Source organism: Rubrivivax gelatinosus IL144 (assembly GCF_000284255.1).
Lineage (GTDB): Bacteria > Pseudomonadota > Gammaproteobacteria > Burkholderiales > Burkholderiaceae_C > Rubrivivax > Rubrivivax gelatinosus_A.
This window is the reverse complement of the sequence record NC_017075.1, coordinates 3494687-3521667: the sequence shown is the minus strand read 5'-3', so window position 1 is coordinate 3521667 and position 26981 is coordinate 3494687. Positions and strand designations below refer to the sequence as shown.

General features: G+C 71.9%; 29 protein-coding genes. 16 read left to right on the top strand and 13 right to left on the bottom strand.

Features of this window, described 5'->3' with window-relative positions; genetic code table 11:
• Positions 1 to 13 precede the first annotated feature (13 nt).
• The 4 genes from dnaX (at position 14) to RGE_RS16055 (ending at position 3387) form a co-directional block, all read left to right on the top strand.
• Positions 14 to 1999: a DNA polymerase III subunit gamma/tau gene (dnaX, locus tag RGE_RS16070; protein ID WP_014429500.1), complete on the top strand. Its 1986-nt coding sequence runs from the start codon at positions 14 to 16 to the stop codon at positions 1997 to 1999.
• Between the two features lie 69 nt (positions 2000 to 2068).
• Positions 2069 to 2395 (top strand): YbaB/EbfC family nucleoid-associated protein, encoded by a 327-nt coding sequence (locus tag RGE_RS16065; RefSeq protein WP_014429499.1) that lies wholly within the window; start codon positions 2069 to 2071, stop codon positions 2393 to 2395.
• Between the two features lie 10 nt (positions 2396 to 2405).
• Positions 2406 to 2993 carry a recombination mediator RecR gene (gene recR, locus RGE_RS16060; RefSeq protein WP_014429498.1) on the top strand — a complete coding sequence of 196 codons (588 nt, stop codon included), beginning with the start codon at positions 2406 to 2408 and terminating at the stop codon, positions 2991 to 2993.
• 13 nt (positions 2994 to 3006) lie between these two features.
• Positions 3007 to 3387, top strand: a complete 381-nt coding sequence (locus RGE_RS16055; RefSeq protein ID WP_014429497.1) for a nuclear transport factor 2 family protein — start codon at positions 3007 to 3009, stop codon at positions 3385 to 3387.
• A gap of 6 nt (positions 3388 to 3393) precedes the next feature.
• Here the strand turns inward: RGE_RS16055 and RGE_RS16050 are convergent, their stop codons facing one another.
• Together RGE_RS16050 and thrH are read right to left on the bottom strand one after the other, a co-directional pair.
• The gene (locus RGE_RS16050; protein WP_014429496.1) at positions 3394 to 5358 is read right to left on the bottom strand and encodes a peptidase U32 family protein; all 1965 of its coding nucleotides are present in this window, start codon (positions 5356 to 5358) and stop codon (positions 3394 to 3396) included.
• 17 nt (positions 5359 to 5375) lie between these two features.
• Positions 5376 to 5990 carry a bifunctional phosphoserine phosphatase/homoserine phosphotransferase ThrH gene (gene thrH / locus RGE_RS16045; protein WP_014429495.1) on the bottom strand — a complete coding sequence of 205 codons (615 nt, stop codon included), beginning with the start codon at positions 5988 to 5990 and terminating at the stop codon, positions 5376 to 5378.
• A gap of 161 nt (positions 5991 to 6151) precedes the next feature.
• Between thrH and RGE_RS16040 the strand changes: the two genes are divergently transcribed.
• Positions 6152 to 6742 (top strand): hypothetical protein, encoded by a 591-nt coding sequence (locus tag RGE_RS16040; protein ID WP_014429494.1) that lies wholly within the window; start codon positions 6152 to 6154, stop codon positions 6740 to 6742.
• Position 6743: 1 nt separating this feature from the next.
• Here RGE_RS16040 and RGE_RS16035 read toward each other — a convergent pair whose 3' ends face one another.
• From RGE_RS16035 to RGE_RS16000, 8 genes are read right to left on the bottom strand one after another with little or no spacing between them, the layout of a single operon-like run.
• The gene (locus RGE_RS16035) at positions 6744 to 7820 is read right to left on the bottom strand and encodes a S1C family serine protease (RefSeq protein ID WP_014429493.1); all 1077 of its coding nucleotides are present in this window, start codon (positions 7818 to 7820) and stop codon (positions 6744 to 6746) included.
• A 52-nt stretch (positions 7821 to 7872) separates the two neighbouring features.
• Positions 7873 to 8358: a thioesterase family protein gene (locus RGE_RS16030; protein WP_014429492.1), complete on the bottom strand. Its 486-nt coding sequence runs from the start codon at positions 8356 to 8358 to the stop codon at positions 7873 to 7875.
• A complete protein-coding gene (locus RGE_RS16025; protein WP_014429491.1) occupies positions 8355 to 9224 on the bottom strand; it encodes a BKACE family enzyme in 870 nt (289 codons plus the stop codon). Before RGE_RS16025 ends, RGE_RS16030 begins: the two co-directional genes overlap by 4 nt.
• A complete protein-coding gene (locus RGE_RS16020; protein WP_014429490.1) occupies positions 9221 to 11122 on the bottom strand; it encodes an acetyl/propionyl/methylcrotonyl-CoA carboxylase subunit alpha in 1902 nt (633 codons plus the stop codon). Before RGE_RS16020 ends, RGE_RS16025 begins: the two co-directional genes overlap by 4 nt.
• Entirely contained in the window at positions 11119 to 11913 is a 795-nt protein-coding gene (locus RGE_RS16015) for an enoyl-CoA hydratase/isomerase family protein (RefSeq protein WP_014429489.1), read from the bottom strand. The genes RGE_RS16020 and RGE_RS16015 overlap by 4 nt, the downstream gene beginning before the upstream one ends.
• Positions 11910 to 13061 (bottom strand): acyl-CoA dehydrogenase family protein, encoded by a 1152-nt coding sequence (locus tag RGE_RS16010; protein WP_014429488.1) that lies wholly within the window; start codon positions 13059 to 13061, stop codon positions 11910 to 11912. Before RGE_RS16010 ends, RGE_RS16015 begins: the two co-directional genes overlap by 4 nt.
• Positions 13062 to 13087: 26 nt before the next feature.
• Complete coding sequence (locus RGE_RS16005) at positions 13088 to 14698, bottom strand: acyl-CoA carboxylase subunit beta (RefSeq protein WP_014429487.1); 1611 nt, start codon at positions 14696 to 14698, stop codon at positions 13088 to 13090.
• Entirely contained in the window at positions 14698 to 15567 is an 870-nt protein-coding gene (locus tag RGE_RS16000) for an SDR family oxidoreductase (protein WP_014429486.1), read from the bottom strand. Before RGE_RS16000 ends, RGE_RS16005 begins: the two co-directional genes overlap by 1 nt.
• A gap of 145 nt (positions 15568 to 15712) precedes the next feature.
• On the opposite strand from RGE_RS16000, the gene RGE_RS15995 reads away from it, so the two are divergent.
• The 8 genes from RGE_RS15995 (at position 15713) to upp (ending at position 20718) form a co-directional block, all read left to right on the top strand.
• Positions 15713 to 16009, top strand: a complete 297-nt coding sequence (locus RGE_RS15995) for an SCP2 sterol-binding domain-containing protein (RefSeq protein WP_014429485.1) — start codon at positions 15713 to 15715, stop codon at positions 16007 to 16009.
• 9 nt (positions 16010 to 16018) lie between these two features.
• A complete protein-coding gene (locus RGE_RS15990) occupies positions 16019 to 16468 on the top strand; it encodes a MerR family transcriptional regulator (protein ID WP_014429484.1) in 450 nt (149 codons plus the stop codon).
• Positions 16469 to 16538: 70 nt separating this feature from the next.
• Positions 16539 to 16961: an MbcA/ParS/Xre antitoxin family protein gene (locus RGE_RS15985; RefSeq protein ID WP_014429483.1), complete on the top strand. Its 423-nt coding sequence runs from the start codon at positions 16539 to 16541 to the stop codon at positions 16959 to 16961.
• 47 nt (positions 16962 to 17008) lie between these two features.
• Positions 17009 to 17635 carry an RES family NAD+ phosphorylase gene (locus tag RGE_RS15980; RefSeq protein ID WP_014429482.1) on the top strand — a complete coding sequence of 209 codons (627 nt, stop codon included), beginning with the start codon at positions 17009 to 17011 and terminating at the stop codon, positions 17633 to 17635.
• The gene (locus RGE_RS15975) at positions 17632 to 18366 is read left to right on the top strand and encodes a DUF1624 domain-containing protein (RefSeq protein ID WP_014429481.1); all 735 of its coding nucleotides are present in this window, start codon (positions 17632 to 17634) and stop codon (positions 18364 to 18366) included. Before RGE_RS15980 ends, RGE_RS15975 begins: the two co-directional genes overlap by 4 nt.
• A 161-nt stretch (positions 18367 to 18527) precedes the next feature.
• Positions 18528 to 19184: a carboxymuconolactone decarboxylase family protein gene (locus tag RGE_RS15970; RefSeq protein WP_014429480.1), complete on the top strand. Its 657-nt coding sequence runs from the start codon at positions 18528 to 18530 to the stop codon at positions 19182 to 19184.
• 36 nt (positions 19185 to 19220) lie between these two features.
• Entirely contained in the window at positions 19221 to 20015 is a 795-nt protein-coding gene (gene rlmB / locus RGE_RS15965; RefSeq protein ID WP_052311015.1) for a 23S rRNA (guanosine(2251)-2'-O)-methyltransferase RlmB, read from the top strand.
• A gap of 76 nt (positions 20016 to 20091) precedes the next feature.
• The gene (gene upp, locus RGE_RS15960; RefSeq protein WP_014429478.1) at positions 20092 to 20718 is read left to right on the top strand and encodes a uracil phosphoribosyltransferase; all 627 of its coding nucleotides are present in this window, start codon (positions 20092 to 20094) and stop codon (positions 20716 to 20718) included.
• A gap of 218 nt (positions 20719 to 20936) precedes the next feature.
• Here upp and RGE_RS15955 read toward each other — a convergent pair whose 3' ends face one another.
• The 3 genes from RGE_RS15955 to gloB all read right to left on the bottom strand — a co-directional run bounded on the left by RGE_RS15955 (position 20937) and on the right by gloB (position 24479).
• On the bottom strand, positions 20937 to 21944 hold the full coding sequence (locus tag RGE_RS15955) for a D-2-hydroxyacid dehydrogenase family protein (protein ID WP_014429477.1): 1008 nt from the start codon (positions 21942 to 21944) through the stop codon (positions 20937 to 20939).
• 97 nt (positions 21945 to 22041) lie between these two features.
• On the bottom strand, positions 22042 to 23712 hold the full coding sequence (locus RGE_RS15950; protein WP_052311014.1) for a transglycosylase SLT domain-containing protein: 1671 nt from the start codon (positions 23710 to 23712) through the stop codon (positions 22042 to 22044).
• Entirely contained in the window at positions 23709 to 24479 is a 771-nt protein-coding gene (gene gloB / locus RGE_RS15945; protein WP_014429475.1) for a hydroxyacylglutathione hydrolase, read from the bottom strand. The genes RGE_RS15950 and gloB overlap by 4 nt, the downstream gene beginning before the upstream one ends.
• Between gloB and RGE_RS15940 the strand changes: the two genes are divergently transcribed.
• The 3 genes from RGE_RS15940 to RGE_RS15930 all read left to right on the top strand — a co-directional run bounded on the left by RGE_RS15940 (position 24480) and on the right by RGE_RS15930 (position 26973).
• Positions 24480 to 25310 (top strand): class I SAM-dependent methyltransferase, encoded by an 831-nt coding sequence (locus RGE_RS15940; protein ID WP_014429474.1) that lies wholly within the window; start codon positions 24480 to 24482, stop codon positions 25308 to 25310.
• Entirely contained in the window at positions 25311 to 25748 is a 438-nt protein-coding gene (rnhA, locus tag RGE_RS15935; RefSeq protein WP_014429473.1) for a ribonuclease HI, read from the top strand. It abuts the gene before it with no gap.
• Positions 25749 to 25845: 97 nt separating this feature from the next.
• On the top strand, positions 25846 to 26973 hold the full coding sequence (locus RGE_RS15930; RefSeq protein ID WP_232504941.1) for an efflux RND transporter periplasmic adaptor subunit: 1128 nt from the start codon (positions 25846 to 25848) through the stop codon (positions 26971 to 26973).
• Positions 26974 to 26981 lie beyond the last annotated feature (8 nt).

The following is a 26981-nucleotide window of genomic DNA, read 5'->3' as shown; positions in this document are numbered from 1 at the left end:
GTAGAATGGCCCGGTGAGCTACGTCGTCCTCGCGCGCAAATACCGTCCCCGCAGCTTCGACCAGATGGTCGGCCAGGAGCACGTCGTCCGTGCGCTGAGCAACGCGCTGGAGCAGCAGCGGCTGCACCACGCCTACCTCTTCACCGGCACGCGCGGGATTGGCAAGACCACCGTCTCGCGCATCCTGGCCAAGAGCCTGAACTGCACCGGGCCCGATGGCACCGGCGGCATCACCGCGCATCCCTGCGGCGTCTGCAGCGCCTGTACCGAGATCGACGGCGACCGCTACATCGACTACATCGAGCTCGACGCGGCCAGCAACCGCAGCATCGACGAGATCCGCGACCTGATCGAGCGTGCCGCCTACAAGCCCGGCATCGGCCGCTTCAAGGTCTTCATGATCGACGAGGCGCATCAGCTGACCAAGGACGCCTTCAACGCGCTGCTGAAGACGCTGGAGGAGCCGCCCGAGTACCTGAAGTTCGTGCTCGCGACGACCGACCCGGAGAAGATGCTGCCGACGGTGCTGTCGCGCTGCCTGCAGTTCAACCTGCGGCCGATGGCGCCGCAGACGGTGCACGAGCACCTGCAGGAGGTGCTGGCCGCCGAGCACGTGCCGCACGACGAGGCCTCGCTGCGCCTGCTCTCGCGTGCCGCGCGCGGATCGATGCGCGACGCGCTGTCGCTGACCGACCAGGCCATCGCCTACGGTGGCGGCCGGGTCGACGAGGCCGTCGTGCGCGGCATGCTGGGCAGCGTCGACCGCGGCCATGCACGCCGGCTCGTCGAGGCGCTGGCCGCACGCGACGGCGCCGCGGTGCTGGCCACCGTCGACGCGCTGCGCGCGATGGGCCTGTCGGCCTCGGCGACGCTGGAGGAACTGGCCTCGCTGCTGCAGCAGATGGCCGTCGAGCAGGCCGTTCCCGGCGCGCTGGATGCGCAGGACCCCGACACCGAGGACGCGCGTGCGCTGGCCAGCGTGCTGCCACCCGACGAGACGCAGCTGCTCTACAGCATCGCGCTGCACGGCCGCGCCGAGCTGGCGCTGATGAGCGACGAGTACGGCGCGCTGACGATGGTGCTGCTGCGCCTGCTGGCCTTCCCGCCGGCCGGTGCCGCGCCGGTGCCGCCGCGCGAAGCGCCGCGTTCGGCGCCGCTGCGCGCGCCATCGCCGCCGGCGATGACGATGCCGGTGGCCAAGGCTGCTGCGCCGGTCGTCCCGGCCTCGCCGCCGCCGCGGCCTGTGCCGGTGGCGCCGGTGGTCGCGCCGCAGCCTGCGGCACCCGCGTCCGCGCCTGTTGCCGAACGCCGCCGCGAACCTCCTGCGCCGGCGCCGCAGGCGGCTCCTGAACGCATCGAAACGCGCTCGGCACCGCCTGACGACGAGCCGCCCTGGGGCCGTGACGACGAGCCGCCGCCCGAAGGCGAGTACCGACACGCCGTTCCGGCGCCGTCGCGCAGGCCGGCTGCAGTGCCGGATCCGGAGCCCGAGCGCTTCGAGCCCGCTCCGGTCGACGCCGTGCCCGACGAACCGCCTCCCGTCGAACGCCGCCCGCGCCCGGTGCGCCGCGACGAGCCGCCCGCGCCGCCGCCGCGCACGCCGCTGGGCGACCGCTGGTATGCGCTGTGCCAGGCGATGGCCGAGCGCGGTGCCGTCTCGGCGCTGCTGCGTGAACTCGCCTGGCAGGGCGGGCTGGTCGAGGTCGACGAGGCCGCCGCGCCGCAGCGCTGGCGGCTGCAGGTCGAACGCGAGTCGCTGCGCACCAATGCGCTGCGCGAGAAGCTGGCGGCCGCGATGGCCGCGGAGCTCGGCGCGCCGGTCGATCTGGTGCTCGAACCCGGTTCGCCCGAGGACACGCCGGCCAAGCGTGACGCCTGGGAGCGCACGCGCCGCCAGCAGGAGGCCGAGCACACGATCCGCCACGACCCGGTGGTGCTGGAGCTGATGCGTCAGTTCCCCACGGCACGCCTGGTGCCGAACTCGATCAAGCCGGTCTGAGCGGCGCTGCCGCACGACGATAATCCCGCGTTTTCGGCGGCCCCGAGGCCGCCACGAAAGGACACGACGATGATGAAGGGCCAACTCGCCGGGCTGATGAAGCAGGCCCAGGCGATGCAGGAAAACATGAAGCGCGCCCAGGAAGAGCTGGCGCAGCTGGAGGTCGAGGGCCAGTCGGGCGCCGGCCTGGTGAAGGTCGTGATGACCTGCAAGCACGACGTGCGCCGCCTGAGCATCGACCCCAGCCTGCTGGCCGACGACAAGGACATGCTCGAAGACCTGGTCGCCGCCGCGTTCAACGATGCCGTGCGCCGTGCCGACGAGATCAGCGCCGAGAAGATGGGCAAGCTGACGGCCGGCATGCCGATGCCGCCGGGCATGAAGTTCCCGTTCTGACGCCTTGCCGATGGCCGACACCGCGCTCGACGCGCTGATCGAGGCGCTGCGGCGGCTGCCGGGCGTCGGCCAGAAGTCGGCGCAGCGCGTCGCCTTCCACCTGCTGCAGCACGACCGCGATGGCGCGCGCCGCCTGGCGCACGCGCTGGACGTCGCGGCCGAGCGTGTGCACCACTGCGCGCGCTGCCACACCTTCACCGAAGACGAGGTCTGCCCGGTCTGCCGCGACCCCGAGCGCGACGCCCGGCTGCTGTGCGTCGTCGAGACGCCGGCCGACCAGCACGCGCTGGAACGCAGCGGCGGCTACCGCGGCCTGTACTTCGTGCTGATGGGCCGGCTGTCGCCGCTGGACGGCATCGGCGCCGGCGACATCGGCGCCGCCGAGCTGATCGAACGCGCGAGCGACGGCACCGTGCAGGAAGTCATCCTCGCCACCAGCTTCACTGCCGAAGGCGAGGTCACCGCGCACGCGCTGGCCCAGGCGCTGCGTTCCCGCGGCCTGAAGGTCACGCGCCTGGCGCGCGGCGTGCCGGCGGGCAGCGAAATCGAGTACGTCGACCTGGGCACGATCGCCCACGCCTTGGTCGACCGGCGCTGAACGGGCCAAGGCCGTGTCCGAGCCCGACGACGACTTTTTCCGGGGACTCGAGCAGCGGCGCACACGCGCCCTCGTCGACCGCGACCTCGTGTTGATCGAGCGCCTGCACGCGCCGGATTACGAACTGCTCACGCCTGCGGGCCGCGCCTTCTCGCGAGAGCGCTATCTGGCCGAGATCGCCGCCGGCCCGTTTTACGCCGCCTGGCACCACGGCCCGATGCGGGTCCGGCGTTCTACGACGATGGCGGTGGTGCGCTACGTAGCCGAACTCGGTTTTCCGTCCGGCCGCACGCTCCGCTGCTGGCACACCGACAGCTACGAGTTGCGCGGCGACGTCTGGCAGGCCGTCTGGTCGCAGGCCACCGCGCTGCCCGCCGCCGACGGCGAACGCTGACCGGCCTCAGCCGGCCCGCCGTGCCGGCTTGCCCGCCGGTTTCGTCCGGTAGAACTGCATCGGCACCGCTGCCGCCTCGCGCAGCACGCTCTTCCTGATGCGGCCGACGACGTGCATCTCGCAGGGCTTGCAGTCGAAGCGCAGCGTCAGGCGTTCGCCGCCGGAGACCAGCGTCAGCGGCTCGGCGCGCACCGTGCCCTGCACGCCGATGACGCCCTTGGCCTGCTTGGGGCACAGCGACAGCGACCAGCGCACGCAGTGGCGCGTGATCATCAGGCTGACCTCGTCGCTGCGCTCGTGGCTCTCGTAGGCCGCTTCGATGACCTTGACGCCGTGGCGCGCGTAGAACGCCGCGGCCTTGGTGTTGTGCACGTTGGCCAGATAGCTCAGCGTGTCCTCGGGGTACGGCGCCGGCGGGTCTTTCGGCGTCGCACGCGGCAGCGGCTCGAAAGCTGCGGCGCGGGCCGCTTCCAGGGCCGCGACGGCGTCGCGGCGCAGGGCGTTGGCGACCGACGCCGGCACGAACCACGGCGCCACGATGTCGACGCCGCGTGCCTCGAAGATCGTGCCGCCCAGGCGCGCCAGGTTCTCGCGCAGCGTCGATTCGTTGCGCGCCGCGTCCTTCGGCAGCTGGTGCGCGTGCACGACCTCGGCATGCGCGTAATGGCCGTCGGCGTCGACGAGCTGCAGCGCGAAGCCTTGGCCGGTGGCCTCGAAACGCAGGTCGACCGGGATCAGGCGCTCGGCCGACTTCTTCTCCAGCAGCCGGTCCCAGGCCATGTCGCGGTTGCGGCTGATGGCGGCGTCGCGGCGCAGGTCCTTCAGGGTCTCGATAGCCGCGTTGGGCTGCACGCGCCAGGCGCGGCCGCCCAGCGGCGTGGCGACGTTGACCGGCACGCCCTGCAGCTCGCCCTGGCGGTCCCACCAAGTCAGCGCGTCGCCGTTGTTCAGCGCCGCCGAGGCGTCGGCGAGCACGAGGTCGAAGTGGTCCTTGCCGACCCGCGTGACGTGGCCGATCTCGATGCCGGCGTGTTTGGGCGTGTCGAAGGCGCCGATGTCGCTCTGGCGGCCGTTGACGAAGTAGTCGGTCGCGCCGCGGTTGAAGCTGCGCGCCGGGTCGGGCGTGAAGGTATAGCGGCAGCGGCCGCTGGAGGCGGCGCGCAGCTCGGGGCGCTCGTCGAGCAGCCGGTCCAGCAGCTGGCGGTAGTGCGCGGTGACGTTCTTCACCGTGCCCATGTCCTTGTAGCGGCCCTCGATCTTGAAGCTGCGCACGCCGGCGGCCACCAGCGCCGGCAGGTTGGCGCCCTGGTCGTTGTCCTTCAGCGAGAGCACGTGCTTCTCGTGCGCGACGATGCGGCCCTGGGCGTCGGTCACCGTGTACGGCAGCCGGCACTCCTGCGAGCACGAACCGCGGTTGGCGCTGCGCCCGGTGTGCGCGTGGCTGATGTAGCACTGGCCGCTGTAGGCGACGCACAGCGCGCCGTGCACGAAGAACTCCAGCACGACGCCGGGCGCCGCGGCGGCCACGGCCTCGATCTCGGCCAGCGTCAGCTCGCGCGCCAGCACCAGCTGCGAGAAGCCGGCGTCCTGCAGGAAACGCGCTTTCTCCGGCGTGCGGATGTCGGTCTGCGTGCTGGCGTGCAGCTGGATCGGCGGCAGGTCCAGCTCCAGCAGGCCCATGTCCTGGACGATCAGCGCGTCGGCTCCGGCGCGCCAGACGTCCCAGGCCAGGCGGCGTGCGTCTTCCAGTTCGTCGTCGCGCAGGATGGTGTTCAGCGTGACGAAGACGCGCGCGTTCCAGCGGTGCGCGTGGCGCGCCAGGCGTTCGATGTCGGCCAGCGCATTGCCGGCCTTGTCGCGCGCGCCGAAGCTCGGGCCGCCGATGTAGACGGCGTCGGCGCCGTGGTTGACGGCTTCGATGCCAACGTCGGCGTCGCGCGCCGGCGCGAGCAGTTCAAGTGTGTCGCGCACGGCGGGACGGCGGCCGTTCAGCCGCGCAGGCGCGCTGCAGCGCCGTCGATCGACGCCTTCAGCTCGTCGTAGTGGCGGTTCACCGGGAACTGCGGGAACTGCGCGACGATGCTCTCGGGCGGGTGGATGAAGAAGCCGGCGTCGGCGGCGCCGAGCATGCCGGTGTCGTTGTAAGAGTCGCCGGCGGCGATGACCTGGAAGTTCAGCGACTTCAGCGCGTTGACCGCGTGGCGCTTCTGGTCGGGCTGGCGCAGCTTGTAGTCGGCGACGTAGCCTTCGGCTTCGATCTCCAGCCGGTGGCAGAACAGCGTCGGCCGGCCGAGCTGGCGCATCAGCGGGTCGGCGAACTCGTAGAAGGTGTCCGACAGGATGATCACCTGGTAGCGCGAGCGCAGGTCGTCAAGGAACTCGCGCGCGCCGGGCAGCGGCGCCATGCCGGCGATGACCTCCTGGATGTCGGCCAGCTTCAGGCCGTGCTCGCGCAGCATCGCCAGACGCCAGCGCATCAGCTTGTCGTAGTCGGGCTCGTCGCGCGTCGTGCGCGAGAAGGCGGCGATGCCGGTGCGTTGCGAGAACGCGATCCAGATCTCGGGGACCAGCACCCCTTCGAGGTCGAGGCAGACGACTTGCATGGGGCGCGATGCTAGCGCAGCGCTGCCTCGTGCCGTCGCCGCCGCATCAAGCGTGATTTCTCCACGACCGGAGGGTCGTCAAGCCCCCAGCGGATGTCGGATGCGCGTGGCGCGGCGCGCCGCCGCTATGCTTTCCGGCTGGACCAACCAATGGAAACGTGATGGCCGAGGGCAAGGCCGACGGCCAGGAGCCGGCCGGCGCCGAACTGCTGGACAAGGTACGCCGCGAACTCTCGCGCCAGCAAGGGCGCGCCGAGGGTCCGCTGTACCGTGTCGTCGAGGTCGGGCGCGACAGCGACGGGCGGCTCGTCAAGCACGCCCAGATCTGGCACAGCGACCTGTCGGTGGCGCGGCGTTTCGGCCGCGCGCTGGCGGCCAACTCGGTCGCCCAGCAGGTCACCGTGACCGACAGCGCCGGCAACGTGCTCGAGGAGATCTCGCCGCCGCCACCCGGCGTGCTGCCGCCCGGCTGGGACGGCTGGCGCGACCTGCCGCTGCCGCCGCTGCCGCGGCCCAAGCCGCCCAAACCGAAACCGACCTTTGGCAGCGTGCCGGCAGCGCTGGCGCGCTCGCATCCGCCGGAGCCGCCGAAACCACCCCCGGTGCTGCCGGTGCTCGGTGCGCCGCCCGCCGAGGCGGCACCGGCCGAGCCGCTGCCGCAGACCATGCTGTCGCAGACCGGCGAGGCCACCTCGCCGCCGTCCGCCAAGTCCGGCCCCGACGACGACGTCGAGATCGTCCTGCCGACCTGAGCTATTCGGCGCTGCCCAGCGTCACCGTCACGCTGCGCGATTGGCCGGAGCGCCAGACGGTCAGGTTCACGCGGTCGCCGGGCTGGCGTGTTTCCAGCAGCGACAGGATGTCGTCCAGGCTGTCGACCGCCTCGCCAGCCACCGCGGTGATGACGTCGCCGGCGACGATCTGCGAGCCGCGCCCGCGCTGGAAGGGTTTGAGGCCCGCCTTGGCCGCCGGGCCGCCCGGCTGCACCTGCACCAGCGGCACGCCGCGTGGCAGGCCCAGGGCCCGCGTGAGGTTCTCGGGCCCCGCGGTGACGCCGATCGCCGGGCGCAGGAAACGCCCGTCGCGGATCAGCCGCGGCACGATGCGGTTGACCTCGTCGACCGGGATCGCGAAGCCGATGCCGGCGCTGGCGCCGCTGGGGCTGGCGATCTGCGTGTTCACGCCGATCAGCCGGCCGGCGCTGTCGAGCAGCGGGCCGCCGGAGTTGCCGGGGTTGATCGCCGCGTCGGTCTGGATCACGCCGCGGATCGTGCGGTTGTTGAAGGACTCGATCTCGCGGCCCAGCGCGCTGACGATGCCGGTGGTCAGCGTCTGGTCCAGCCCGAAGGGGTTGCCGATCGCGTAGACGCGCTGGCCGACCCGCAGCTCGCGGCTGGCGCCGATGGCGATCGGCGGCAGCTTTTCGCGCGGCGCCTTGATGCGCAGCACCGCGAGGTCGCGGTCGGGGAAGGCGCCGACCAGTTCGGCTTCGTAGCTGGTCTGGTCGGCCAGCGTCACCTGCGCGCCGCTGCCGCCCTGGATGACGTGGAAGTTGGTGACGATGTGGCCGGCCTCGTCCCAGACGAAGCCGGTGCCGGTGCCGGCCGGCACCTGCTGCACGTTGAGCGAGAAGAAGTCGCGCCGCGCGGCCAGCGTCGTGATGTGCACGACCGACGGCGAGGCCTTGCGGAAGAGTTCGATGTTGGCCGTCTCCTCGGCCGACAGCGCGCCGCGCGGCGTGATCGGCCGCGGGCCGGCTTCGGTGCGCGCCTGCAGCGGCAGCGCCAGGCTGGTGAGGAGGAAGGCGAGGGCGATCGGCGTGTGTCTCATCGTTGATGCGGGGCCAAGCGGCCCCCACGTGGCCTTGTCGGCGCCGATTTTCTCAGCTGACGATGTACGAGCCCGAACCCGTGGCGATCAGCTGGCCGCTGTCGTCGATCAGCCGCATCTGCGTCGAGCCGACACGCCCGCCCAGGCGCGTGACCTCGGCCTGCGCGACGTAGCGCGGCGCCAGCCCGGGGCGCAGGAAGTCGGTGCGCAGGTCGATCGTGCCCATGCGCGCGAAACGCTGCAGCACCTGCTGGGCGTCGTCGGCCGGGTGGCGTTCGGCGATCGCGACCATCAGCGCCAGCGCGCCGGTGGCGTCCAGCGTCGCCGAGATCGCGCCGCCGTGCAGGCGCTGGTGCAGGAAGTGGCCGATCAGCTCGGGCCGCATCTCGAAGGACAGGCGCACGTCGCCGGGCGCCAGCGACTCGACCTTCAGCCCGAGCACGCGGTTGAAGACGATCTGCTGCTCGAACATCTCGGTGAAGGCCGCTTCCAGCCGCTGCTGCTCGGCGGCGCTGCGGCGTGCTGCGGGCGTCGTCACGGCGCCAGCCCCAGCCGGGCGCGGGCCTGCGCCGGCGTCGCGATGGCGCGCCCGGCGCGCCGTGCGCAGTCGGCCAGCGCCTCGATCAGCTCGCCGTTGCCGCGTGCGCGCCGGCCGTCGGGCAGGTAGAAGGTGTCTTCGAGCCCGGTGCGCAGCATGCCGCCCAGCTCGGCGGCGCGCTGGTGCACCGGCCAGATCTCGGCGCGGCCGATCAGCGTCGCCTGCCACACCGCGCCCGGCGGCGCGTAACCCGGCAGCAGCGCCAGCAGCGCGGCGTCGCAAGGCATGCCGCTGGCCACGCCCATCACGAAGTTCAGCTCGGGCGTGCCGTCGACCAGGCCGGCCTTGGCGAACAGGCCGACGCTGCGCACGATGCCGACGTCGAAACACTCGAACTCCGGATGCGTGCCGCATTCGCGCATCACGGCGACGAAACGCTCGATCTTGTCGACCGGGTTGTCGAAGACCATCGGCGGCCAGGCCCAGCGGCCGTCCTCGCGCAGCTTCAGGTAGTTCAGGCTGCCGGCGTTGCAGGCGGCGATCTCGGGGCGCACGCGGCGGATGCAGGCCTCCGGGCCTGCTATGTCGGGGCCGAGCACGCCGGTCGTCAGGTTGAGGATGACGCCGGGGCAGGCCTCGCGGATCGCGTCGCAGACGGCGGCGGCGACCTCCGGGTCCCACGTCGGCATGAAACCGCGGCCCGGCGTCTGGTCGCGCAGGTGCACGTGCATCACGCTGGCGCCGGCGTCGAAGGCGGCGCGCGCCTCGCGCGCCATCTGCTCGGGTGTCACCGGCACCGGGTGCTGGTCGGGGTTGGTCAGCACGCCGGTCAGCGCGCAGGTCAGGATCGCGGGTTCCAGGCTCATGAATCCAGCTCCAGTTCGACCAGCAGCGCCCCGGCGGCCACCGGGTCCTTGGCAGCGGCGTGCACCGCGCGCACGACGCCGGCGGCGCCGGCTTGCAGCCACATCTCCATCTTCATCGCCTCGACGCAGGCCAGGCGCTGGCCGGTTTCGACCCGATCGCCCGGCGCCACCAGCACCTGGGCGACGACGCCGGCCACCGGCGCGCAGGCGCGCGAGGCGTCTTCGGCCACGTCGCGTGCGCCGGCCATGGGCTCGCTGAAGACGAAGACCTCGCCGTCCAGCGCCAGGTGCAGCGTGGCGCCGTCGCGGCGTGCCAGCGCGTGGCGCTGCAGGCCGTCGGCTTGCCAGCGCACGCGGCCGTCGGCGGCCCATTCGAGCACCTGAAGGCCAGGCGGCGGCGCGCGCAGCGTGCGGCGCTCGCCGTCGTGGGCCAGCGTCAGTTCGCTGGTGGCCAGGCCGGCGGGCCGCCAGCCGGCGCCGGTGGCGAGCAGCGCTGCGGCCAGCGCCCACGCGGCCTCGGGCGGGCAAGGGCGCTGCAGCAGCGGCTCGCCGTGTTCGGCCCATTCGTCCAGGCGTGTCGTCGTCAAACGCGCGGCGACGAAGTCCGGGTGCGCCAGCAGCGCACGCAGGAAACCGGCGTTGCTGCGCAAGCCTAACAGCGGCGCATCGGCCAGCGCGCGGCGCAGCCGGCGCAAGGCGTCGGTGCGGTCGCGGCCGTGGGCGACGAACTTGGCGACCATCGCGTCGTAATACGGCGGCACTTCGCCGCCTTCGGCCAGGCCGTGGTCGACGCGCAGCCCGGCGTCTTCGGGCCGCCAGTGCAGCACACGGCCGGTCTGCGGCGTCCAGCCGGCATACGGGTCTTCGGTGTAGAGCCGGGCTTCGACCGCGTGGCCGTCGAAGCGGATCTGATCCTGCGTCAGCGGCAGCGGCTCGCCGGCGGCGATGCGCAGCTGCCATTCGACCAGGTCCAGCCCGGTGATCGCCTCGGTGACCGGATGTTCGACCTGCAGCCGCGTGTTCATCTCGAGGAAGAAATGCCGGCCCCCGGCGTCGACGACGAACTCGACGGTGCCGGCGCCGCGGTAGCCGACGGCCAGCGCCGCGGCCACCGCGTCGCGGCCCATCGTGGCGCGCATCTCGGGGCCGACGATCGGCGACGGCGCCTCTTCGACGACCTTCTGCCGCCGCCGCTGCGCCGTGCAGTCGCGTTCACCCAGGTGGACGGCGTGGCCGTGCGCGTCGGCGAAGACCTGGACCTCGACGTGGCGTGCGCCGGCTATGAGCCGTTCCAGCATCAGCCGGCCGTCGCCGAAAGCGCTCTCGGCTTCGCGGCGTGCGCCTGCCAGCGCCGTGGCCAGCTCGTCGGCGCGGCGCACCAGGCGCATGCCGCGCCCGCCGCCGCCGGCCACGGCTTTCACCAGCAGCGGCACGCCCAGGGCTTCGGCTTCGGCGGCCAGACGCCCCTCGTCCTGCTCGTCGCCCAGGTAACCCGGCGCGCAGGGCACGCCGGCGGCGAGCATGCGGCGCTTGGCGCCGGCCTTGTCGCCCATCGCGCGGATGGCTTCGGCCGGCGGGCCGATGAACACCAAGCCGGCGGCCTCGACCGCGGCGGCGAAATCGGCGCGTTCGGACAGGAACCCGTAGCCGGGGTGCACGGCGTCGGCGCCGGCACGCGCCGCGGCGTCCAGCACCGCGGCGACGTTCAGATAGGACTCCGACGCCGGCCCCGGCCCCAGGCGCACGGCGAGGTCGGCCTGGCGCACGTGCGGCGCCGCCGCGTCGGCGTCGCTGTAGACGGCCACCGTGCGGTAACCCAGGCGGCGCGCCGTGCGCATCACGCGGCAGGCGATCTCGCCGCGGTTGGCGACGAGCACGGTTTCGAAGCGCCGGCTCATCGGGGCGCCCAGGCCGCCGCGCGGCGTTCGAGGAAGGCGGTCGTGCCCTCGACGCCTTCGGGGCCCAGCGCGGCGCGCGAGAACACTTCCGCCGCGTGCGCCACCAGCCCTGCCGCGGGCTGCCAGCGCGCCTGGCCGACCAGCGCCTTGCTGGCGGCCACCGCGCCCGGCGCGCAGCGCAGGATGTCCAGCAGCACCTTCTCCAGCGCGTGGTCCAGCGCGCCGGTGGCGTGCAGCTCGTGCACCAGGCCGACGGCCAGCGCCGCGTGCGCGTCGAGCTTGCCGCCGCAGACCACCAGCCGCCGCGCCTGCGACGGCCCCAGGCGCTCGACGAGGAAGGGCGCGATCTGTGCCGGCACCAGCCCGAGCGAGGTCTCGGGCAGGCGGAAGACCGCGCTGGTGGCGGCGATGGCGACGTCGGCGACGCAGGCCAGGCCGAGGCCGCCGCCCATCACGCTGCCTTCGAGCAAGGCGACCGTGGCCAGCCCCGTGGCGGCGAAAGCGGCGCAGAGCTCGCCGAAGGCGGCACTCACCTTCTCGATCGCCTTCGGGTCCTCGGCCAGCCGGGCGCGCGCCGCGGCCATGTCGGCGATGTCGGCGCCGGCGCAGAAGTGGCCGCCGGCGCCGCGCAGCACGACGACACGCACGCGGCCGCCGGCTTCGGCCTCGGCCAGCGCGGTGCGCAGCGCCAGCACCATCTCCAGCGACATCGCGTTGCGCACCTCGGGGCGCGACAGCGTCAGCGTCAGCACGCCGCGCGTGTCCTCCTGGACGACGACCGGCGTGCTCATCGACGCCCCGGCAGCGTGTTCTCGAGCTTGCAGATGATGCCCAGCATCACCTCGTCGGCACCGCCGCCGATCGACACCAGGCGCGAGTCGCGCCAGGCCTGCGAGATCGGGTTCTCCGGCGTGTAGCCCATGCCGCCCCAGTACTGCAGGCAGCTGTCGGTGACTTCGCGCGAGAGCCGCCCGCACTTGAGCTTGGCCATGCTCGCCAGCCGCGTGACGTCCTGGCCGGCGACATAGAGCTCGACGGCGCGGTAGGTCAGCGCGCGCAGCGCCTCGACCTCGGTGCGCAGCTCGGCCAGGCGGTAGTGCACGACCTGGTTGTCGAGGATGGGCTTGCCGAAAGCCTGGCGCTGGCGGGTGTAGTCGATCGTCAGGTCGATCAGCCGGTCCAGGCTCTTCAGCGACGAGGCCGCGCCCCACAGCCGCTCCTCCTGGAACTGCAGCATCTGGAAGGTGAAGCCCATGCCTTCCTGGCCGATCAGGTTCCGGCGCGGCACGCGCACGTTGTCGAAGAAGAGCTGCGCGGTGTCGCTGGCGTGCATTCCGATCTTGCGGATCTTCTGCCGCGTGATGCCGGGCGCGTCCATCGGCACGACGATCAGGCTCTTGTTGCGGTGCGGCGGGCCTTCGCTGGTGTTGGCCAGCAGGCAGCACCAGTCGGCTTTCAGGCCGTTGGTGATCCACATCTTCGTGCCGTTGACGACGTAGTCGCCGCCTTCGGTGCGCGCCGTCGTCTTGACCGCGGCGACGTCGCTGCCGCCGCCGGGCTCGCTGACGCCCAGGCAGGCGACGTAGTCGCCGGCGATCGTCGGCACGAGGAATTCGCGCTTGAGCTCCTCGCTGCCGAAACGCGCCAGCGCCGGCGTCGCCATGTCGGTGTGCACGCCGATGGCCATCGGCACGCCGCCGCAGTGGCAGGCGCCCAGCGCCTCGGCCATCACCATCGAGTAGCTGAAGTCCAGCCCGGCGCCGCCGTACTCGGTCGGGTACTTCAGGCCCAGCAGCCCCAGGTCGCCGAGCTTCTTGAAGACCTCGTGGCTGGGGAACTCCTCGGCCGCCTCCCAGGCGGCGACATGCGGGTTCAGCTCCTTGTCGACGAAGCGGGTGACGATGTCCTCGATCTGGCGGTGTTCGGGCGTGAACTGCATCGGATGACTCCTCGTTTCTCGTGGGCTCAGAAGCGGGCGACGCCGTAGCTGTTCGGACGCAGCTGGCGGCGCCCGGCCTCTTCGGCAATCGACAGGCACAGGCCCAGCACGCGGCGCGTGTCGCGCGGGTCGACGATGCCGTCGTCCCAGAGCCGCGCGGTGCCGAACAGCGCCGTGCTCTCGGCGTCCAGGCGCCGGCGCAGCGCGTCGCTCATCGCCGCCAGCGCCGCTTCGTCGGCCGGCAGGCCCAAACGTTCCAGCTTCTGGCGGTTCAGCAAATCCATCACCTGCGCCGCCTGGGCGCCGCCCATCACCGCGGTGCGCGCGCTGGGCCAGGCGAAGATGAAACGCGGGTCGAAACCGCGACCGCACATGCCGTAGTTGCCGGCGCCGTAGCTGCCGCCGAGCACGACGGTGAACTTCGGCACGCGCACGTTGGCCACCGCCTGGATCATCTTGCTGCCGTGTTTGATCGCGCCGGCGCGTTCGGCCTCGCGGCCGACCATGTAGCCGGTGGTGTTCTGCAGGAAGACCAGCGGCGTGCCCGACTGGTCGCACAGCTGCATGAACTGCGCGGCCTTGGTCGATCCGGCGGGCTGGATCGGGCCGTTGTTGCCGACGAGGCCGACGTCGTGGCCCATCAGCCGCGCGTGGCCGCAGACGGTGTCGGGCGCGTAGCCGGCCTTGAACTCGAGGAACTCCGAGCCGTCGACGAGGCGCGCCAGCACCTCGCGCACGTCGTAGGGTGTGCGTTCGTCGGCCGGCACGACGCCCATCAGCTCCTCGGCCGGGTACAGCGGCTCGGGCGCGGGCGGCAGCGCAGAGACCGTGTCCCAGGGCAGGCGGGCCAGCAGTTCGCGCGTGAGTTCGATCGCGTGCGCGTCGTCCTCGGCCAGGTACTCGCCCAGGCCGGTGACCTGGGCGTGCAGTTCGGCGCCGCCCAGCTCTTCGTCGGTGGCGTCCTCGCCGATCGCGGCCTTCACCAGCGGCGGTCCGGCGAGGTAGATGCTGGAACGCCCGCGCACCAGCACGACGTAGTCCGACAGCCCCGGCAGGTAGGCGCCGCCAGCGGTGGACGAGCCGTGCACGACGGCGATCTGCGGAATGCCGGCAGCAGACAGCCGCGCCTGGTTGGCGAAGCTGCGCCCGCCGTCGACGAAGATCTCCGCCTGGTACATCAGGTTGGCGCCACCCGACTCGACCAGCGCCACCAGCGGCAGCTTGTTCTCGCGCGCCAGCTCCTGCGCCCGCAGCGCCTTCTTCAGCCCCATCGGCGCGACGGTGCCGCCCTTGACGGCGCTGTCGCTGGCGGTGACCAGCACGCGCCGCCCGGCGACGCTGCCGATGCCGACGATGGAGCCGCCGCCGAGCACGCTCTTGCGGCCGTCGTCGTCGTGCATCCCGAGGCCGGCCAGCGGCGAGAGCTCGAGGAAGTCGCTGCCGCGGTCGAGCAGGCGCGCGACACGTTCCCGCGGCAGCAGCTGGCCGCGCGCGGCGAACTTCTCGGCCTTGCTCGCCGATTCGGCGACGACCTTGGCTTCGAGCGCGCGCACCTCGGCCAGGCGCTCGTGCATGCGAGCCGCGTTGGCGGCGAAAGCCGCCGAACGCGGGTCCAACCGCGAGACCAGCGCGGGCATCAGCGCAGCACCTCGGGCGTCGTCGCGCGGTGGAAGCCGTCGAACGGAGTCGACCGCGCCGTCCGGCCCATTGGGAAGCTCTGGTTGCCCAGCGGCGCGCCGCCGTCGATCGGCAAGGTGACGCCGGTGACGAAGGCCGCCGCCGGCGACAGCAGGAAGACGATGGCCGCGCTCACTTCGGCCTCGACACCCAGCCGGCGCAGCGGCACCTGGCCGGCGAGCGAGGCGATGATCGGCTTCATCTCCGGGCCGTAGCGGTCCAGGCCACTGGAGGCGATCCAGCCCGGCGCGACGGCGTTGACGCGCACGCCGGCGTGCGCCCATTCGAAGGCCGCCGTCATCGTCAGGTTGGCCATGCCGGCGCGCGCCGCGCCGCTGTGGCCCATGCCAGGCATGCCGTTGCGGAAGTCGGCGGTCATGTTGACGATGGCGCCGCCGCTGTCCTGCATGCTCTGCAGGAAGACCTCGCGCATCATCAGGAAGCCGCCGGTCAGGTTGTTGGCGACGACGGCATCGAAGCCCTTCTTCGAGATCGCCATCAGCGGCGCCGGGAACTGGCCGCCGGCGTTGTTGACGAGGCCGGCGATGGCGCCGTGTTCGGCGACGACGCGGGCGACGGCGGCCTTCACCGCGTCTTCGTCGCGGATGTCGAGCACCACGGTTTCGCAGCGTCCGCCGTCCTCGGCGATCTCGGCGGCCACACGTGCCAGATTGTCGGCCTGGCGGCCGCTGATGACGACCGTCGCGCCCAGCGCCGCCAGCTCGTGCGCGACGCAGCGGCCGATGCCGCTGCCGCCGCCGGTGACCCAGTGCAGCTGCCCGGCGAACAGGCCGGGACGGAACACGCTGCGGTAGCCGGACTCGTTCATCGCGCCTCGCCTTCGGGTGGATGCGGCGGCATTAGGCGCGGTGGGTGACGTTAACGTCAACAGGGTGACGGGTTGGTAATTTCCATGATCTCAGCGGCATGTGCGCTGGCTACGATGCGCCGCAGCACACAGGAGCCCCGATCCGATGGACCTTCAAGCCTGCACCGAAGAACTGCGCCGCAAGGTCGGCGAGGCCAGCGGCCTGAACGCGACGCTGAAGTTCGACTGCGGCGCCGACGGCGTCGTCGTCATCGACGGCCGCGCCGTGCCCAACACCGTCGACAACGTCGACCGCGACACCGACTGCACCGTCGGCATCACGCACGACAACCTGGTCGCGATGATCAAGGGCGAACTGCAGCCGGCGACCGCGTTCATGACCGGCAAGATCAAGGTCAGCGGCGACATGAGCGTCGCGCTGAAGCTTCAGCGCATCGTCTAGCATCCGCCGATGCTCGACACCCCGGATCGACCCGATGACGCCGCCGCCCAGGCGGTGGTGGCGTCGCACCGGGATCCGGACACCGGCGAGCTGTTCGGCATCACCGAGCTGTGCCGCGAGTTCGGCATCACGCTGCGCACGATCCGCTTCTACGAGGACAAGGGCCTGCTGGCGCCGCGCCGCGTCAACGGCGCCCGCGTCTACACCCGGCGCGACCGCGCGCGGCTGGCGCTGATCCTGCGCAGCAAGGCCATCGGCGCCTCGCTGGCCGAGATCAAGCACTACCTGGACCTCTACGGCGACAACGGCGAGGGCCGCACGCAGCAGCTGGCCTACGTCGTCGAACGCACCGACCTGGCGATCCGCGAGCTGGAAGCCAAACGCGCCGGCCTGGATGCGACGCTGGCCGAGCTGCGGCTGATCAACGAGACCGCGCGCCGGCAGCTCGACGGCGGCTGAACGCCGGCCGCGTGCTGGCGCGGTGTCCATTTTTGGACTACGATGAGGTCGTGGTCTGAGATTGGATGTCATGCGCCTCGTTGCCACCGAAACCGCTCCCGCTTTTGCCGACGTCTCCGACGAACGCATGGCCGCGGCCGGCCTGCGGGCGTTTGCCCGCATCGCCGAGGCCTGGGGGCTGAGCGTCGACGAGCAGCTCGTGCTGCTGGGCCAGCCGGCGCGCTCCACCTTCTTCGCCTGGCGCCAGCACCCCGAGAAGGCGCGGCTGTCGCGCGACACGCTGGAGCGGCTGTCCAACCTGCTCGGCATCTACAAGTCGCTGCAGATCCTGCTGCCCGAGCCGGCCGCGGCCGACGCCTGGGTTCGCCGGCCCAACAGCGCCGAGGCCTTCGGCGGCCGCAGCGCGCTGCAGCGCATGCTGGCCGGCAACGTCGGCGACCTCAACTTCGTGCGCCGCTACCTCGACGGCGTGCGCGGCGGCGGCTGGTCCTGAACACACCCGACGTCCGCCGCGTCCGCTGGACGCAGGCCTGTCGCATCGTGCCGACGCGTTATCCGTCGGTGACGCTGTTCGACCGCGTCGCCGACGCCGAGGACTTCGACGCGCTGTACGCGCTGGAGGCGCTGACCAACGAACGCCTGCGCGAGGAACTGGGCCACGTCGAACGCGTGCCGCGCGCCGAGCGTGTCTTCGGTCCGGGCAGCGGGCCGGTGATGGCCGCCTTCACCCACGTCAACCCGGACGGCAGCCGCTTCTCCGACGGCCGCTGGGGCGTGTTCTACGCCGCGCGCGAACGCGAGACCGCGATCGCCGAGACGCGTTACCACCACGCCCGTTTCCTCGCCGCGACGCGCCAGCCGGCGATGCATTTGCCGATGCGGCTGTACCACGTGCCGATCGACGCCCGGCTGCACGACCTGCGCCCGCCCGGCGCCGTCGACGACGCGGTCTACGCCGCCAGCGACTACGGCGCCTCGCGCGCGCTGGCCGCCGCGCTGCGCGCCGCCGGCTCGCACGGCGTCGTCTACCGCAGCGTGCGCCACGCCGGCGGCGAGTGCGTCGGCCTGTTCCGCCCGCGCGGTGCCGGGCCCTGCCTGCACGCCGCGCACCTGCTGTACGCCTGGGACGGGCAGGGCTTCGCCGACGTTTACGAGAAGACGGCATGAGCCGGGGTGCTGAACGCTTCGACCGCCTGGACGCGCTGCGCGGCCTGGCCATCGTCTGGATGGCGGCCTACCACTTCTCGTTCGACCTGAACCACTTCCGGCTGCTCGACCCGCGCCAGGACTTCTACGGCGATGCGTTCTGGACGCTGCAGCGCACGGCGATCGTCAGCCTGTTCCTGTTCTGCGCCGGGCTCGGCCAGGCCGCGGCACTCGACGCCGGCCAGGGCTGGCCGCGTTTCTGGCGCCGCTGGGCGCAGGTGGCGGGCTGCGCGCTGCTGGTCAGCGCCGGCTCGGCGACGATGTTCCCGCACAGCTGGATCAGCTTCGGCGTGCTGCACGGCATCGCGCTGATGCTGATCCTCTCCCGGCTGGCCGCACCGCTCGGGCGCTGGTTGTGGCCGCTGGGTGCCGTGGCCATCGTGCTGCCTTTCGTCTGGCAGCACGCGTTCTTCGACACGCGCTGGACGAACTGGGTCGGCCTGGTGACGCACAAGCCGGTCACCGAGGACTACGTGCCGCTGCTGCCCTGGTGGGGCGTGATGCTCTGGGGGCTGGCGGCGGGGCAGTGGGCGCTCGCCCGCCGCCGCGGCTGGCTGACCGGCGCACTGCCGCGCGTGCTGGCACCGCTGGCGCTGCTGGGGCGCTGGTCGCTGTCGTTCTACATGGTCCACCAGCCGGTGTTCATCGGCGCGCTGACGGCGCTGCTGTCGCTGGGGCTGATCGGGCGCTGAGCGTCCCGCTGCGCAGCGGTTTGCGCAGCGCGAAGCGTGTTGCGCGCTTTGCAGCGAAAAACGCAGGATTTCGTCGCCGAAGACGATGTTCTTGCGTGGCACGAGCTTTGCGCTTGGGGTGCGCCGACTGTTCGGCTGTCTGAGGACCTGGAGTCACCCCCATGAAGAAGAACACCACCCAGCTCGCCGCCATCGCCGGCGCCGCTCTTGTCGCCGGCACGGCGCTGTCCTTCGCCGTGCCGGCCGTGGCCGCCGAACGCATGCCGCCGGTGAAGGTGGAGGACTACAACGACGCCCAGCGTGCCGCCGCCGAGGAGTTCCTCGCGACGCGCAAGTACCCGGTCTTCGGCCCGTTCTCGGTGCTGATCCGCAGCCCGAAGCTGATGACCAACGCCCACACGATGGGCAGCTACCTGCGTTACAACGCCTCGATCGGCATGCCGCTGTCGGAGATGGTGATCCTGATGGTCGCGCGCTCGTGGAGCCAGGACTACGAGTGGACCTACCACGTGACGATCGCCGCCAAGCAGGGCATCAAGCCCGAGGTCATCGACGCGATTGCCGAAGGCCGCCGCCCGACCGAGCTGACGCCTGACCAGGCCATCATCTACGACTTCACCGACGAGCTGCTGCGCAACCGCCGCGTCTCCGACAAGACCTACGAAGCGACGCTCAAGCGCTTCGGCGAGCAGGGTGTGCTCGACACCGCCGGCGTCGTCGGCTACTACACCTTCCTGGCCGGCATCATGAACACCGTACGCACGGCGCCGGTGCCGGGCGTGAAGACGCTGACACGTTTCCCCGACGCGTCGAACTGAGGCCGATGGGGGTTCGCCGGCGGGCGAGCGGCTACGATGCGCGCCTTCGTCCCGCCGTCCCTTCGGCGGGCGCTTTCCCAGGTGAACCCCGTGAGCAACAAGGTCCTGTTCGGCTTCCACGCCGTGACGGTGCGGCTGAAGACCGCGCCGCAGTCGGTCAAGGAAATCCACGTCGATGCGACGCGCCGCGACGCGCGCATGCGCCAGTTCGTCGAACGGGCCGAAGCCGCCGGTGCCAAGCTGGTCGACAGCGACGGCGAGCGCCTGACCCAGCTCGCCGGCAGCGGCCGCCACCAGGGCGTCGTGGCGCGCGTGACGCCGCTGGCGCCGACCCACTCGCTGGACGACGCGCTCGACGCCGCCGCCGGCGCGCCGCTGGTGCTGGTGCTCGACGGCGTCACCGACCCGCACAACCTGGGCGCCTGCCTGCGCGTGGCCGACGGTGCCGGCGCCTGCGCCGTCGTCGCGCCCAAGGACCACGCGGTGGGCCTGAACGCGACGGTGGCCAAGGTCGCCAGCGGCGCCGCCGAGACCGTGCCCTACCTGATGGTGACCAACCTCGCGCGCTCGCTGGGCGAGATGAAGGAGCGCGACCTGCGCATCATCGGCACCTCCGACGACGCGACGAAGACGATCTACGACGTCGACCTCGCCGGCCCGGTGGCGCTGGTGCTGGGCGCCGAGGGCCACGGCATGCGCCAGCTGACGCGCAAGACCTGCGACGAGTTGGTGAGCATCCCGATGCAGGGTGCGGTCGAGAGCCTGAACGTCTCGGTCGCCGCCGGCATCTGCCTGTACGAGGCGCTGCGCCAGCGCACCAGCACCCGCTGAGCACCTGCACCTGCCGCAAGCTCGCGGCGGCGGCCACTGGCTACACTGGCAGGATCACCGAATTCCGAGTTTCAACATGCCTGTCATCGAAGTCCGTCATCCGCTGGTGCGCCACAAGGTCGGCCTGCTGCGCGAGAAAGACATCTCGACGAAGAAGTTCCGCGAGCTGACCAACGAGATCGCGCGCCTGCTGGCCTATGAGGCGACGGCCGACTTCCCGCTGGAGCCGATCCAGATCGACTGCTGGAGCGGCCCGGCGACGATCGAGCAGATCGCCGGGCGCAAGGTGACGGTGGTGCCGATCCTGCGTGCCGGCATCGGCATGCTCGACGGTGTGCTCGACATGGTGCCCAACGCCAAGGTCAGCGTCGTCGGCCTGTCGCGCAACCACGAGACGCTGCAGCCCGAGCACTACTTCGAGCGTTTCGTCGGCCACCTTGACGAACGTACCGCGCTGATCGTCGACCCGATGCTGGCCACGGCCGGCTCGATGATCGCCACCGTCGACCTGCTCAAGCGCCGCGGCTGCACCGACATCCGCGCGCTGGTGCTGGTGGCGGCGCCCGAGGGCATCAAGGCGCTGGACACCGCCCACCCCGACGTGCGCTGCTGGACGGCGGCGATCGACAGCCACCTGGACGAGAACGGCTACATCATCCCCGGCCTCGGCGACGCCGGCGACAAGATCTTCGGCACGAAGTGATGGTGCCCCCGGCCGCCTGGCGGCCGCCCCCCCGAGGGGGGCAACCTGACCGGACCGGGAGACCCGGATCCGGTCAGGCGCGTTAACACCGCCGCTCCCCCTGACCGCCTTCGGCGGTCTGTCCCCGAGGGGAAGGCGGGCTCGCTGTTGGCTGCCCCTGACCGCCTTCGGCGGTCTGTCCCCGAGGGGACGAATTCCGAGCCTGCTCGCTGTTCGCGTTAGCGCAGCACCTTCAAGGCGTCCGGGTTGACGATATTCGTCGGGGTGTTGTTGACGAAGTTGATGACGTTGTCGAACGCGGCGCCGAAGTAGATCTCGTAGCTGTCCTGTTCGACGTAGCCGATGTGCGGCGTGCAGACGGCGTTTTCCAGGCGCAGCAGGGGGTGGCCCTGGAGGATGGGTTCGCTCTCGAAGACGTCCACCGCGGCCATGCCGGGGCGGCCCTTGTTGAGCGCGGAGACCAGCGCGTTCTCCTCGACGATCTCGGCGCGCGAGGTGTTGACGAACAGCGCCGTCGGCTTCATGCGCGCCAGGTCGTCGAGCTTGACCATGCCGCGGGTCGTCTCGCCCAGCCGCAGGTGCATGCTGAGCACGTCGCATTCCTCGAAGAAGGCCTCGCGGCTCTCGGCGGCGACGTAGCCGTCGGCGACGGCGTGCTCGCGCGACTCCTCGCTGCCCCAGACCAGCACCTTCATGCCGAAGGCGCGGCCGTAGCCGGCGACCATGCGGCCGATGCGACCGTAGCCCCAGACGCCCAGCGTCTTGCCGTGCAGCACCATGCCCAGGCCGAAGTTGGGCGGCATCGAGGCCGACTTCAGCCCCGCCTGCTGCCAGGCGCCGTGCTTGAGGTTGCCGATGTACTGCGGCAGGCGGCGCATCGAGGCCATGATCAGCGCCCAGGTCAGCTCGGCCGGCGCCACCGGCGAGCCCACGCCTTCGGCCACCGCGATGCCCAGCCGCGTGCAGGCCTCGACGTCGATGTGCGGGCCCACGCGCCCGGTCTGCGAGATCAGCTTCAGCCGCGGCAGCTTCTCCAGCAGCGCGCGCGGGAAGTGCGTGCGCTCGCGGATCAGCACCAGCACGTCGGCGTCGCGCAGCCGCACCGAGAGCTGGCCGGTGCCCTTGACCGTGTTGGTGAACACCTTCGCGTTGAGCGGCTCGAGCCGCGTCGCGCACCTGAGCTTGCGGACCGCGTCCTGATAGTCGTCGAGGATGATGATGTTCATGGGCATTGGCCGCATTGTCGCGGCGGACGGCACGCGGCGTGGCGATCCCTGCGGCGCGAGGGCTCGCCCGACCTGGGGAGGCCGGGCGGGCGGGAGCTCAGCGGACCGTCTTCTTCGAGCTCTTGGCCGTGGCCTGGGCCTTCGGCGCGCTGGCCTTGCCCTTGGCGCTCACCGTCTTGCCCTTGGCCGGTGCCGCAGCCTTGGCCGCGGGCCGCTTGGACGGCGCCGGCTTGGCGCTGCGCGACGACGGCGACGCCGCAGCGACCATCACGACGACCTTCTGCCCCGGCTTGAAGCTCGCGCGCGGGCCGACGTCGTTCCACTGCGCGACCTGGGCCGCGCTGACCTTGTAGCGCTTGGCCACCGAGGCGACGGTGTCGCCGCGGCCGGCCTTCAGCGTCAGCTTGCGCATCGGCTTGGCTTCGGGGGCCAGCACCATCATCGCGTTCTCGGCGACGTGTTCGTCGACGTCGCGCGTGGCGTGCGCGGCGCGCAGCACCAGCAGCGTCGAGCCGACCTTGACCAGCATGCGCGGCGGGATGCGGTTGACTTCGCGCAGCTGCGCCTCGGGCATGCCGACCTGCTTGGCGGCCTCGGCGGGCTTGAGCGTGCGCGGCGCGACCCAGGCCGTCCACGAGGCCAGCGGGCCGCGGTGCTCCTTCAGGCGCTGCACGAACTCGTTGGCGTTGTCGTAGGGCAGCAGCACACGCGGCGTCGCCGCAGCCAGGATCACCGGCTTGTTCATCTGCGGGTTCAGCGCCTGGAACTCCTCCAGGCTCAGTCCCGCCAGGCGCGCGGCGAGCGCGACGTCGATGTCGCGGTCGCGGTCGATCGGCACGCTGAGGAAGAACGGGTGGTTCTGCAGCGCCGGCAGCGAGATCGAGAACGCTTCCGGATGCGTGATCAGGTTCTTGACCGCCTGGAGCTTGGGCACGTAGTTGCGCGTCTCCACCGGCATGCGCAGCGAGGCGTAGTCGGTCGGCAGCCCGGCCTTCATGTTGCGCGCGATGGCGCGCTGCACGTTGCCCTGGCCCCAGTTGTAGGCCGCCAGCGCCAGGTGCCAGTCGCCGAACTGGCTGTACAGGCGCTGCAGGTAGTCGAGCGCGGCGCGCGTCGAGGCCAGCACGTCGCGGCGGTCGTCGCGGAAGAGGTTCTGCTTGAGCTCGAAGTCGCGCCCGGTGGTCGGCATGAACTGCCACATGCCGGCGGCGCGCGCCGTCGACAGCGCCTGCGGGTTGAACGCGCTCTCGACGAAGGGCAGCAGCGCGAGTTCGGTCGGCAGGCCGCGGCGCTCGACTTCCTCCATCACGTGGAACAGGTAGCGGCCGCCGCGTTCGGTCATGCGGGCGACGTAGTCGGGCCGCGTGGCGTACCACTGCTCCCACTTGTGCACGTAGTCGTCGTCGAGCTCGGCCATCGAGAAGCCGCCGCGCACGCGGGCCCAGAGGTCGGCCTGGGCGGCAGCCGCGGCGTCGGCGTGGGTCACGTCGGACGCGGTGGCCGGGTCGGACTCGAGCGGCGGCGCCGGCACCAGCTCGGGCTGGGCGCTGCCGTCGCGCGACAGGATCACCGCTCCGGGCACCGGCCCTTCGGCGGCGCGGCGCGTGGCGGCGAGCGTGGAAGAAGCGGTCGCCACTGGCGTGCCGACGGTCGGGCCGGCCTCGCCGTTCTGGGCGACGGGGGTGCCGGCACAGCCGGCGAGCACGGCGGCCAATGCGGCGGCAGCGATGGCGCTGCAGCGCCGCAATGAAGTCGTCGGGGGAGTCATCGGTATCGGTTCTTCCAGTCTCGCAGTGCGGCGAACACGTCGACTTCGTGCTCGGAGGCGGCGCCCTGCGCACGTGCGGCGGCCACGACGGCGGCCACGCGGCAACGCAGGAACGGATTGATCTCCCGCTCGGTACCGAGCACCGCCGGGAGTGTGAGCCGGCCTGCCGTGCGCAGACCCTGACACAGCGCAGTGTAGGCCGTGATCCGCGGGTTGCCAGGTTCGACTGCGGCCGCGAAGGCCAGGTTGGAGAGGGTGTACTCGTGCGCGCAGCAGATGCGCGTGTCGTCGGGCAGCGCCGCCAGCCGGGCCAGCGAGGCCGCCATCTGCGCCGGCGTGCCTTCGAAGAGCCGGCCGCAGCCGGCCGAGAACAGCGTGTCGCCGCAGAAGAGCAGCGGCTCGTGGCTGGCGCCGCGTTCGGCGTAGGCGACGTGGCCGGCGGTGTGGCCCGGCACGTCGAGAACCTCGAAGCGGTGGCCCAGCACCTCGACGCTGTCGCCGTCGTTCACCGGCACGAACGGTGCCGGGATGGCCTCGCGTGCCGGTCCCCACACGGGGCCTTGCAGCCGGGGCCGCAGCGCGGCTATGCCGCCGACGTGATCCGGGTGGTGGTGCGTCACTAGAATCGCGGCGAGGCGCAAGCCCCGGGCGTCCAGTTCGGACGCCACCGGCGCCGCGTCCCCCGGATCGACCACCGCGGCGTCGCGGCCGTCGTGCAGCATCCAGATGACATTGTCGGCAAAGGCGGGGATGGCGACGAGATTCATATGACGCGCGACCAGTCGATTATAGAGTTGGGGGTTTGGCTGCAATCCCCGGCCGGCCGCTACCTGCTGGAGTGGGAGCAGGATCGCCTCGATCGCGCGGTGACCGACGCTTTCGGCTTTCACGCGCTGCAACTCGGTCTGCCCGAGATCCAGGGCCTGCGGGCCAACCGCATGCCGCACCGCTGGGTGGCCTGCGACTCGCTGGTCACGCCCGAGCCCATCGTCCTGCCGCCGCCGCGCGACGCTCTGATCACGACCCAGCCGGCGCCGGTGGCGCTGTACTGCGAGTTCGACGCGCTGCCGTTTCCGCAGCACAGCGTCGACCTGGTCGTGCTGCCGCACGCGCTGGAGTTGGCGAGCGACCCGCACCAGCTGCTGCGTGAGGTCGAGCGCATCCTGGTACCCGAAGGCCGCGTCGTGATCTCGGGGCTGAACCCGGCGAGCCTGTGGGCGTTGCGCCAGCGCGCCGGCAACGCGCGCCGCGGCATCGGCCTGGGCCGCGGCAAGCCGAGCTACCTGCCGCGCGCCGGCGAGTTCATCGGCTACTGGCGGCTGCGCGACTGGCTGCGCCTGCTCGGCTTTCACATCGAGAGCGGGCGCTTCGGCTGTTACCGTCCGCCGCTGGCGTCGGAACGCTGGCTGGAGCGCTTCGCCTGGATGGACCCGGTGGGCGACCGCTGGTGGCCGGTGCTGGGCGCGGCGTATTTCCTGGTGGCCGTCAAGCGCGTGCGTGGCATGCGCCTGGTCGGCCTGTTGAAGAACGAACGCCGCCGGGTCAAGGCGGCGACGGCTGCGGTCGCGAACCGCGAGCCGGTGGAAGCGGATATCTGAATGAACGAGGTGGTGATCTACACCGATGGTGCCTGCAAGGGCAATCCGGGACCGGGCGGCTGGGGCGCCTGGCTGCGCAGCGGCGAGCACGAGAAGGAACTCTGGGGCGGCGAGCCGCTGACGACCAACAACCGCATGGAGCTGATGGCGGTGATCCAGGCGCTGGGCTCGCTCAAGCGCCGCTGCAAGGTCGCGATCTACACCGACAGCGAATACGTGCGCAACGGCATCACGAGCTGGATCCACGGCTGGAAGCAGCGCGGCTGGCGCACCGCCGACAAGAAGCCGGTGAAGAACGCCGAGCTCTGGCAGCAGCTGGAAGCGCTCGCCTCGTCCCACGACACCTCCTGGCACTGGGTGAAGGGCCATGCCGGCGACCCCGGCAACGAACGCGCCGACGCGCTGGCCAACCGCGGCTGCGAGTCCGCACGGCGCTGAATGTCCCGTTGCCGGCGGGCGTGAGCGCAACGCTTGCCCACCTGTCGCAACGTAAAGCTACATTCGACGGTTCGCCTTTCGACGGAGTGCAGGGGTCTTGAAGCGGGTTCACACGATCGTGGCGGTGCTGGGCATCGCGTTGGCCGGAGGCCTGGCCTGGTGGTGGCAGCAGCGTGCGCCGACGGCGGCGGCGGCGGCGCCCGGCCCGGCCGCCGCATCGTCCGACGCGGTCGCCGTCGAGATCGGCCGCGTGCGCCGTGCGCGCCTGGCCGACGAGGCCCAGGCCGTGGGCTCGCTGCGCGCCGTGCAGACCGTCGTGCTGCGCCCCGAGGTCGCCGGCCGCATCGCCGGCTTCGGTTTCCGCAACGGCGAGCGCGTGCGCCAGGGCCAGTTGCTGGTGCAGCTGGACGACACGCTGCAGCAGGCGCGGCTGCGCGAAGCCCAGGCCCAGGCGCAGATCGCGCGCACCAACCTCGCCCGCAGCCGCGAGCTGCTGGCGCAGAGCTTCATCAGCCAGAGCGCGGTCGACCAGAACGCCGCGACGCTGGACGTCGCCGAGGCCCAGGTCGCGCTGGCGCGCGCCGAGGTGCAGCGCATGCGCCTGGTCGCGCCCTTCGACGGCACCGCCGGCATCCGCCGCGTCGACCTCGGCGGCTTCGTGCAGGCCGGCGCCGACATCGTCACGCTGGACGACCTGTCGGCGCTGTCGGTCGACTTCACGCTGCCCGAACGCTACCTGCCGCGGCTGGCGCCCGGCCAGGCGGTGGCGCTGGACCTGGACGCGCTGCCCGGCCAGTCTTTCGAAGGCCGCATCGAGGCGCTGGACACCCAGGTCGAGGCCGAAGGCCGTGCGGTGCTGGTGCGTGCCCGCGTGGCCAACGCCGCGGCGCGCTTGAAGCCCGGCATGTTCGCGCGGCCGCGGGTCGTCTTCGCGGTGCGCGAGGACGCGCTCGTCGTGCCCGAGGAGGCGCTGGTGCCCGACGGCGGCCGCCAGTACGTCTGGAAGGTCGTCGGCGCCGAGGGCGCGACGCCGCGTGCGGAGCGCGTCGAGGCGCGCATCGGCCTGCGCCGGCCGGGCGTCGTCGAGCTGCTCGGCGGTGTCGCCGAGGGCGACGCGGTGGTGACCGCCGGCCACGCCAGGCTGCGCGGCGACAAGCCGGTGGTGCGCGTCGTGCAACTGCGCTCGGGCGCGGTACCGGCAGCCGCCGCATCGGCCGCGGCCTGACGGGAGCC

Excerpts from the sequence above, each read along its gene's own strand:
- RGE_RS16065 (WP_014429499.1), top strand. The coding sequence starts at position 2,069 with ATGATGAAGGGCCAACTCGCCGGGCTGATGAAGCAGGCCCAGGCGATG.
- recR (WP_014429498.1), top strand. The coding sequence starts at position 2,406 with ATGGCCGACACCGCGCTCGACGCGCTGATCGAGGCGCTGCGGCGGCTG.
- thrH (WP_014429495.1), bottom strand. The coding sequence starts at position 5,990 with ATGCAAGTCGTCTGCCTCGACCTCGAAGGGGTGCTGGTCCCCGAGATC.
- RGE_RS16040 (WP_014429494.1), top strand. The coding sequence starts at position 6,152 with ATGGCCGAGGGCAAGGCCGACGGCCAGGAGCCGGCCGGCGCCGAACTG.
- RGE_RS16035 (WP_014429493.1), bottom strand. The coding sequence starts at position 7,820 with ATGAGACACACGCCGATCGCCCTCGCCTTCCTCCTCACCAGCCTGGCG.
- RGE_RS16025 (WP_014429491.1), bottom strand. The coding sequence starts at position 9,224 with ATGAGCCTGGAACCCGCGATCCTGACCTGCGCGCTGACCGGCGTGCTG.
- RGE_RS16020 (WP_014429490.1), bottom strand. The coding sequence starts at position 11,122 with ATGAGCCGGCGCTTCGAAACCGTGCTCGTCGCCAACCGCGGCGAGATC.
- RGE_RS16015 (WP_014429489.1), bottom strand. The coding sequence starts at position 11,913 with ATGAGCACGCCGGTCGTCGTCCAGGAGGACACGCGCGGCGTGCTGACG.
- RGE_RS16010 (WP_014429488.1), bottom strand. The coding sequence starts at position 13,061 with ATGCAGTTCACGCCCGAACACCGCCAGATCGAGGACATCGTCACCCGC.
- RGE_RS16005 (WP_014429487.1), bottom strand. The coding sequence starts at position 14,698 with ATGCCCGCGCTGGTCTCGCGGTTGGACCCGCGTTCGGCGGCTTTCGCC.
- RGE_RS16000 (WP_014429486.1), bottom strand. The coding sequence starts at position 15,567 with ATGAACGAGTCCGGCTACCGCAGCGTGTTCCGTCCCGGCCTGTTCGCC.
- RGE_RS15995 (WP_014429485.1), top strand. The coding sequence starts at position 15,713 with ATGGACCTTCAAGCCTGCACCGAAGAACTGCGCCGCAAGGTCGGCGAG.
- RGE_RS15990 (WP_014429484.1), top strand. The coding sequence starts at position 16,019 with ATGCTCGACACCCCGGATCGACCCGATGACGCCGCCGCCCAGGCGGTG.
- RGE_RS15985 (WP_014429483.1), top strand. The coding sequence starts at position 16,539 with ATGCGCCTCGTTGCCACCGAAACCGCTCCCGCTTTTGCCGACGTCTCC.
- RGE_RS15975 (WP_014429481.1), top strand. The coding sequence starts at position 17,632 with ATGAGCCGGGGTGCTGAACGCTTCGACCGCCTGGACGCGCTGCGCGGC.
- RGE_RS15970 (WP_014429480.1), top strand. The coding sequence starts at position 18,528 with ATGAAGAAGAACACCACCCAGCTCGCCGCCATCGCCGGCGCCGCTCTT.
- rlmB (WP_052311015.1), top strand. The coding sequence starts at position 19,221 with ATGCGCGCCTTCGTCCCGCCGTCCCTTCGGCGGGCGCTTTCCCAGGTG.
- upp (WP_014429478.1), top strand. The coding sequence starts at position 20,092 with ATGCCTGTCATCGAAGTCCGTCATCCGCTGGTGCGCCACAAGGTCGGC.
- RGE_RS15955 (WP_014429477.1), bottom strand. The coding sequence starts at position 21,944 with ATGAACATCATCATCCTCGACGACTATCAGGACGCGGTCCGCAAGCTC.
- RGE_RS15950 (WP_052311014.1), bottom strand. The coding sequence starts at position 23,712 with ATGACTCCCCCGACGACTTCATTGCGGCGCTGCAGCGCCATCGCTGCC.
- gloB (WP_014429475.1), bottom strand. The coding sequence starts at position 24,479 with ATGAATCTCGTCGCCATCCCCGCCTTTGCCGACAATGTCATCTGGATG.
- RGE_RS15940 (WP_014429474.1), top strand. The coding sequence starts at position 24,480 with ATGACGCGCGACCAGTCGATTATAGAGTTGGGGGTTTGGCTGCAATCC.
- rnhA (WP_014429473.1), top strand. The coding sequence starts at position 25,311 with ATGAACGAGGTGGTGATCTACACCGATGGTGCCTGCAAGGGCAATCCG.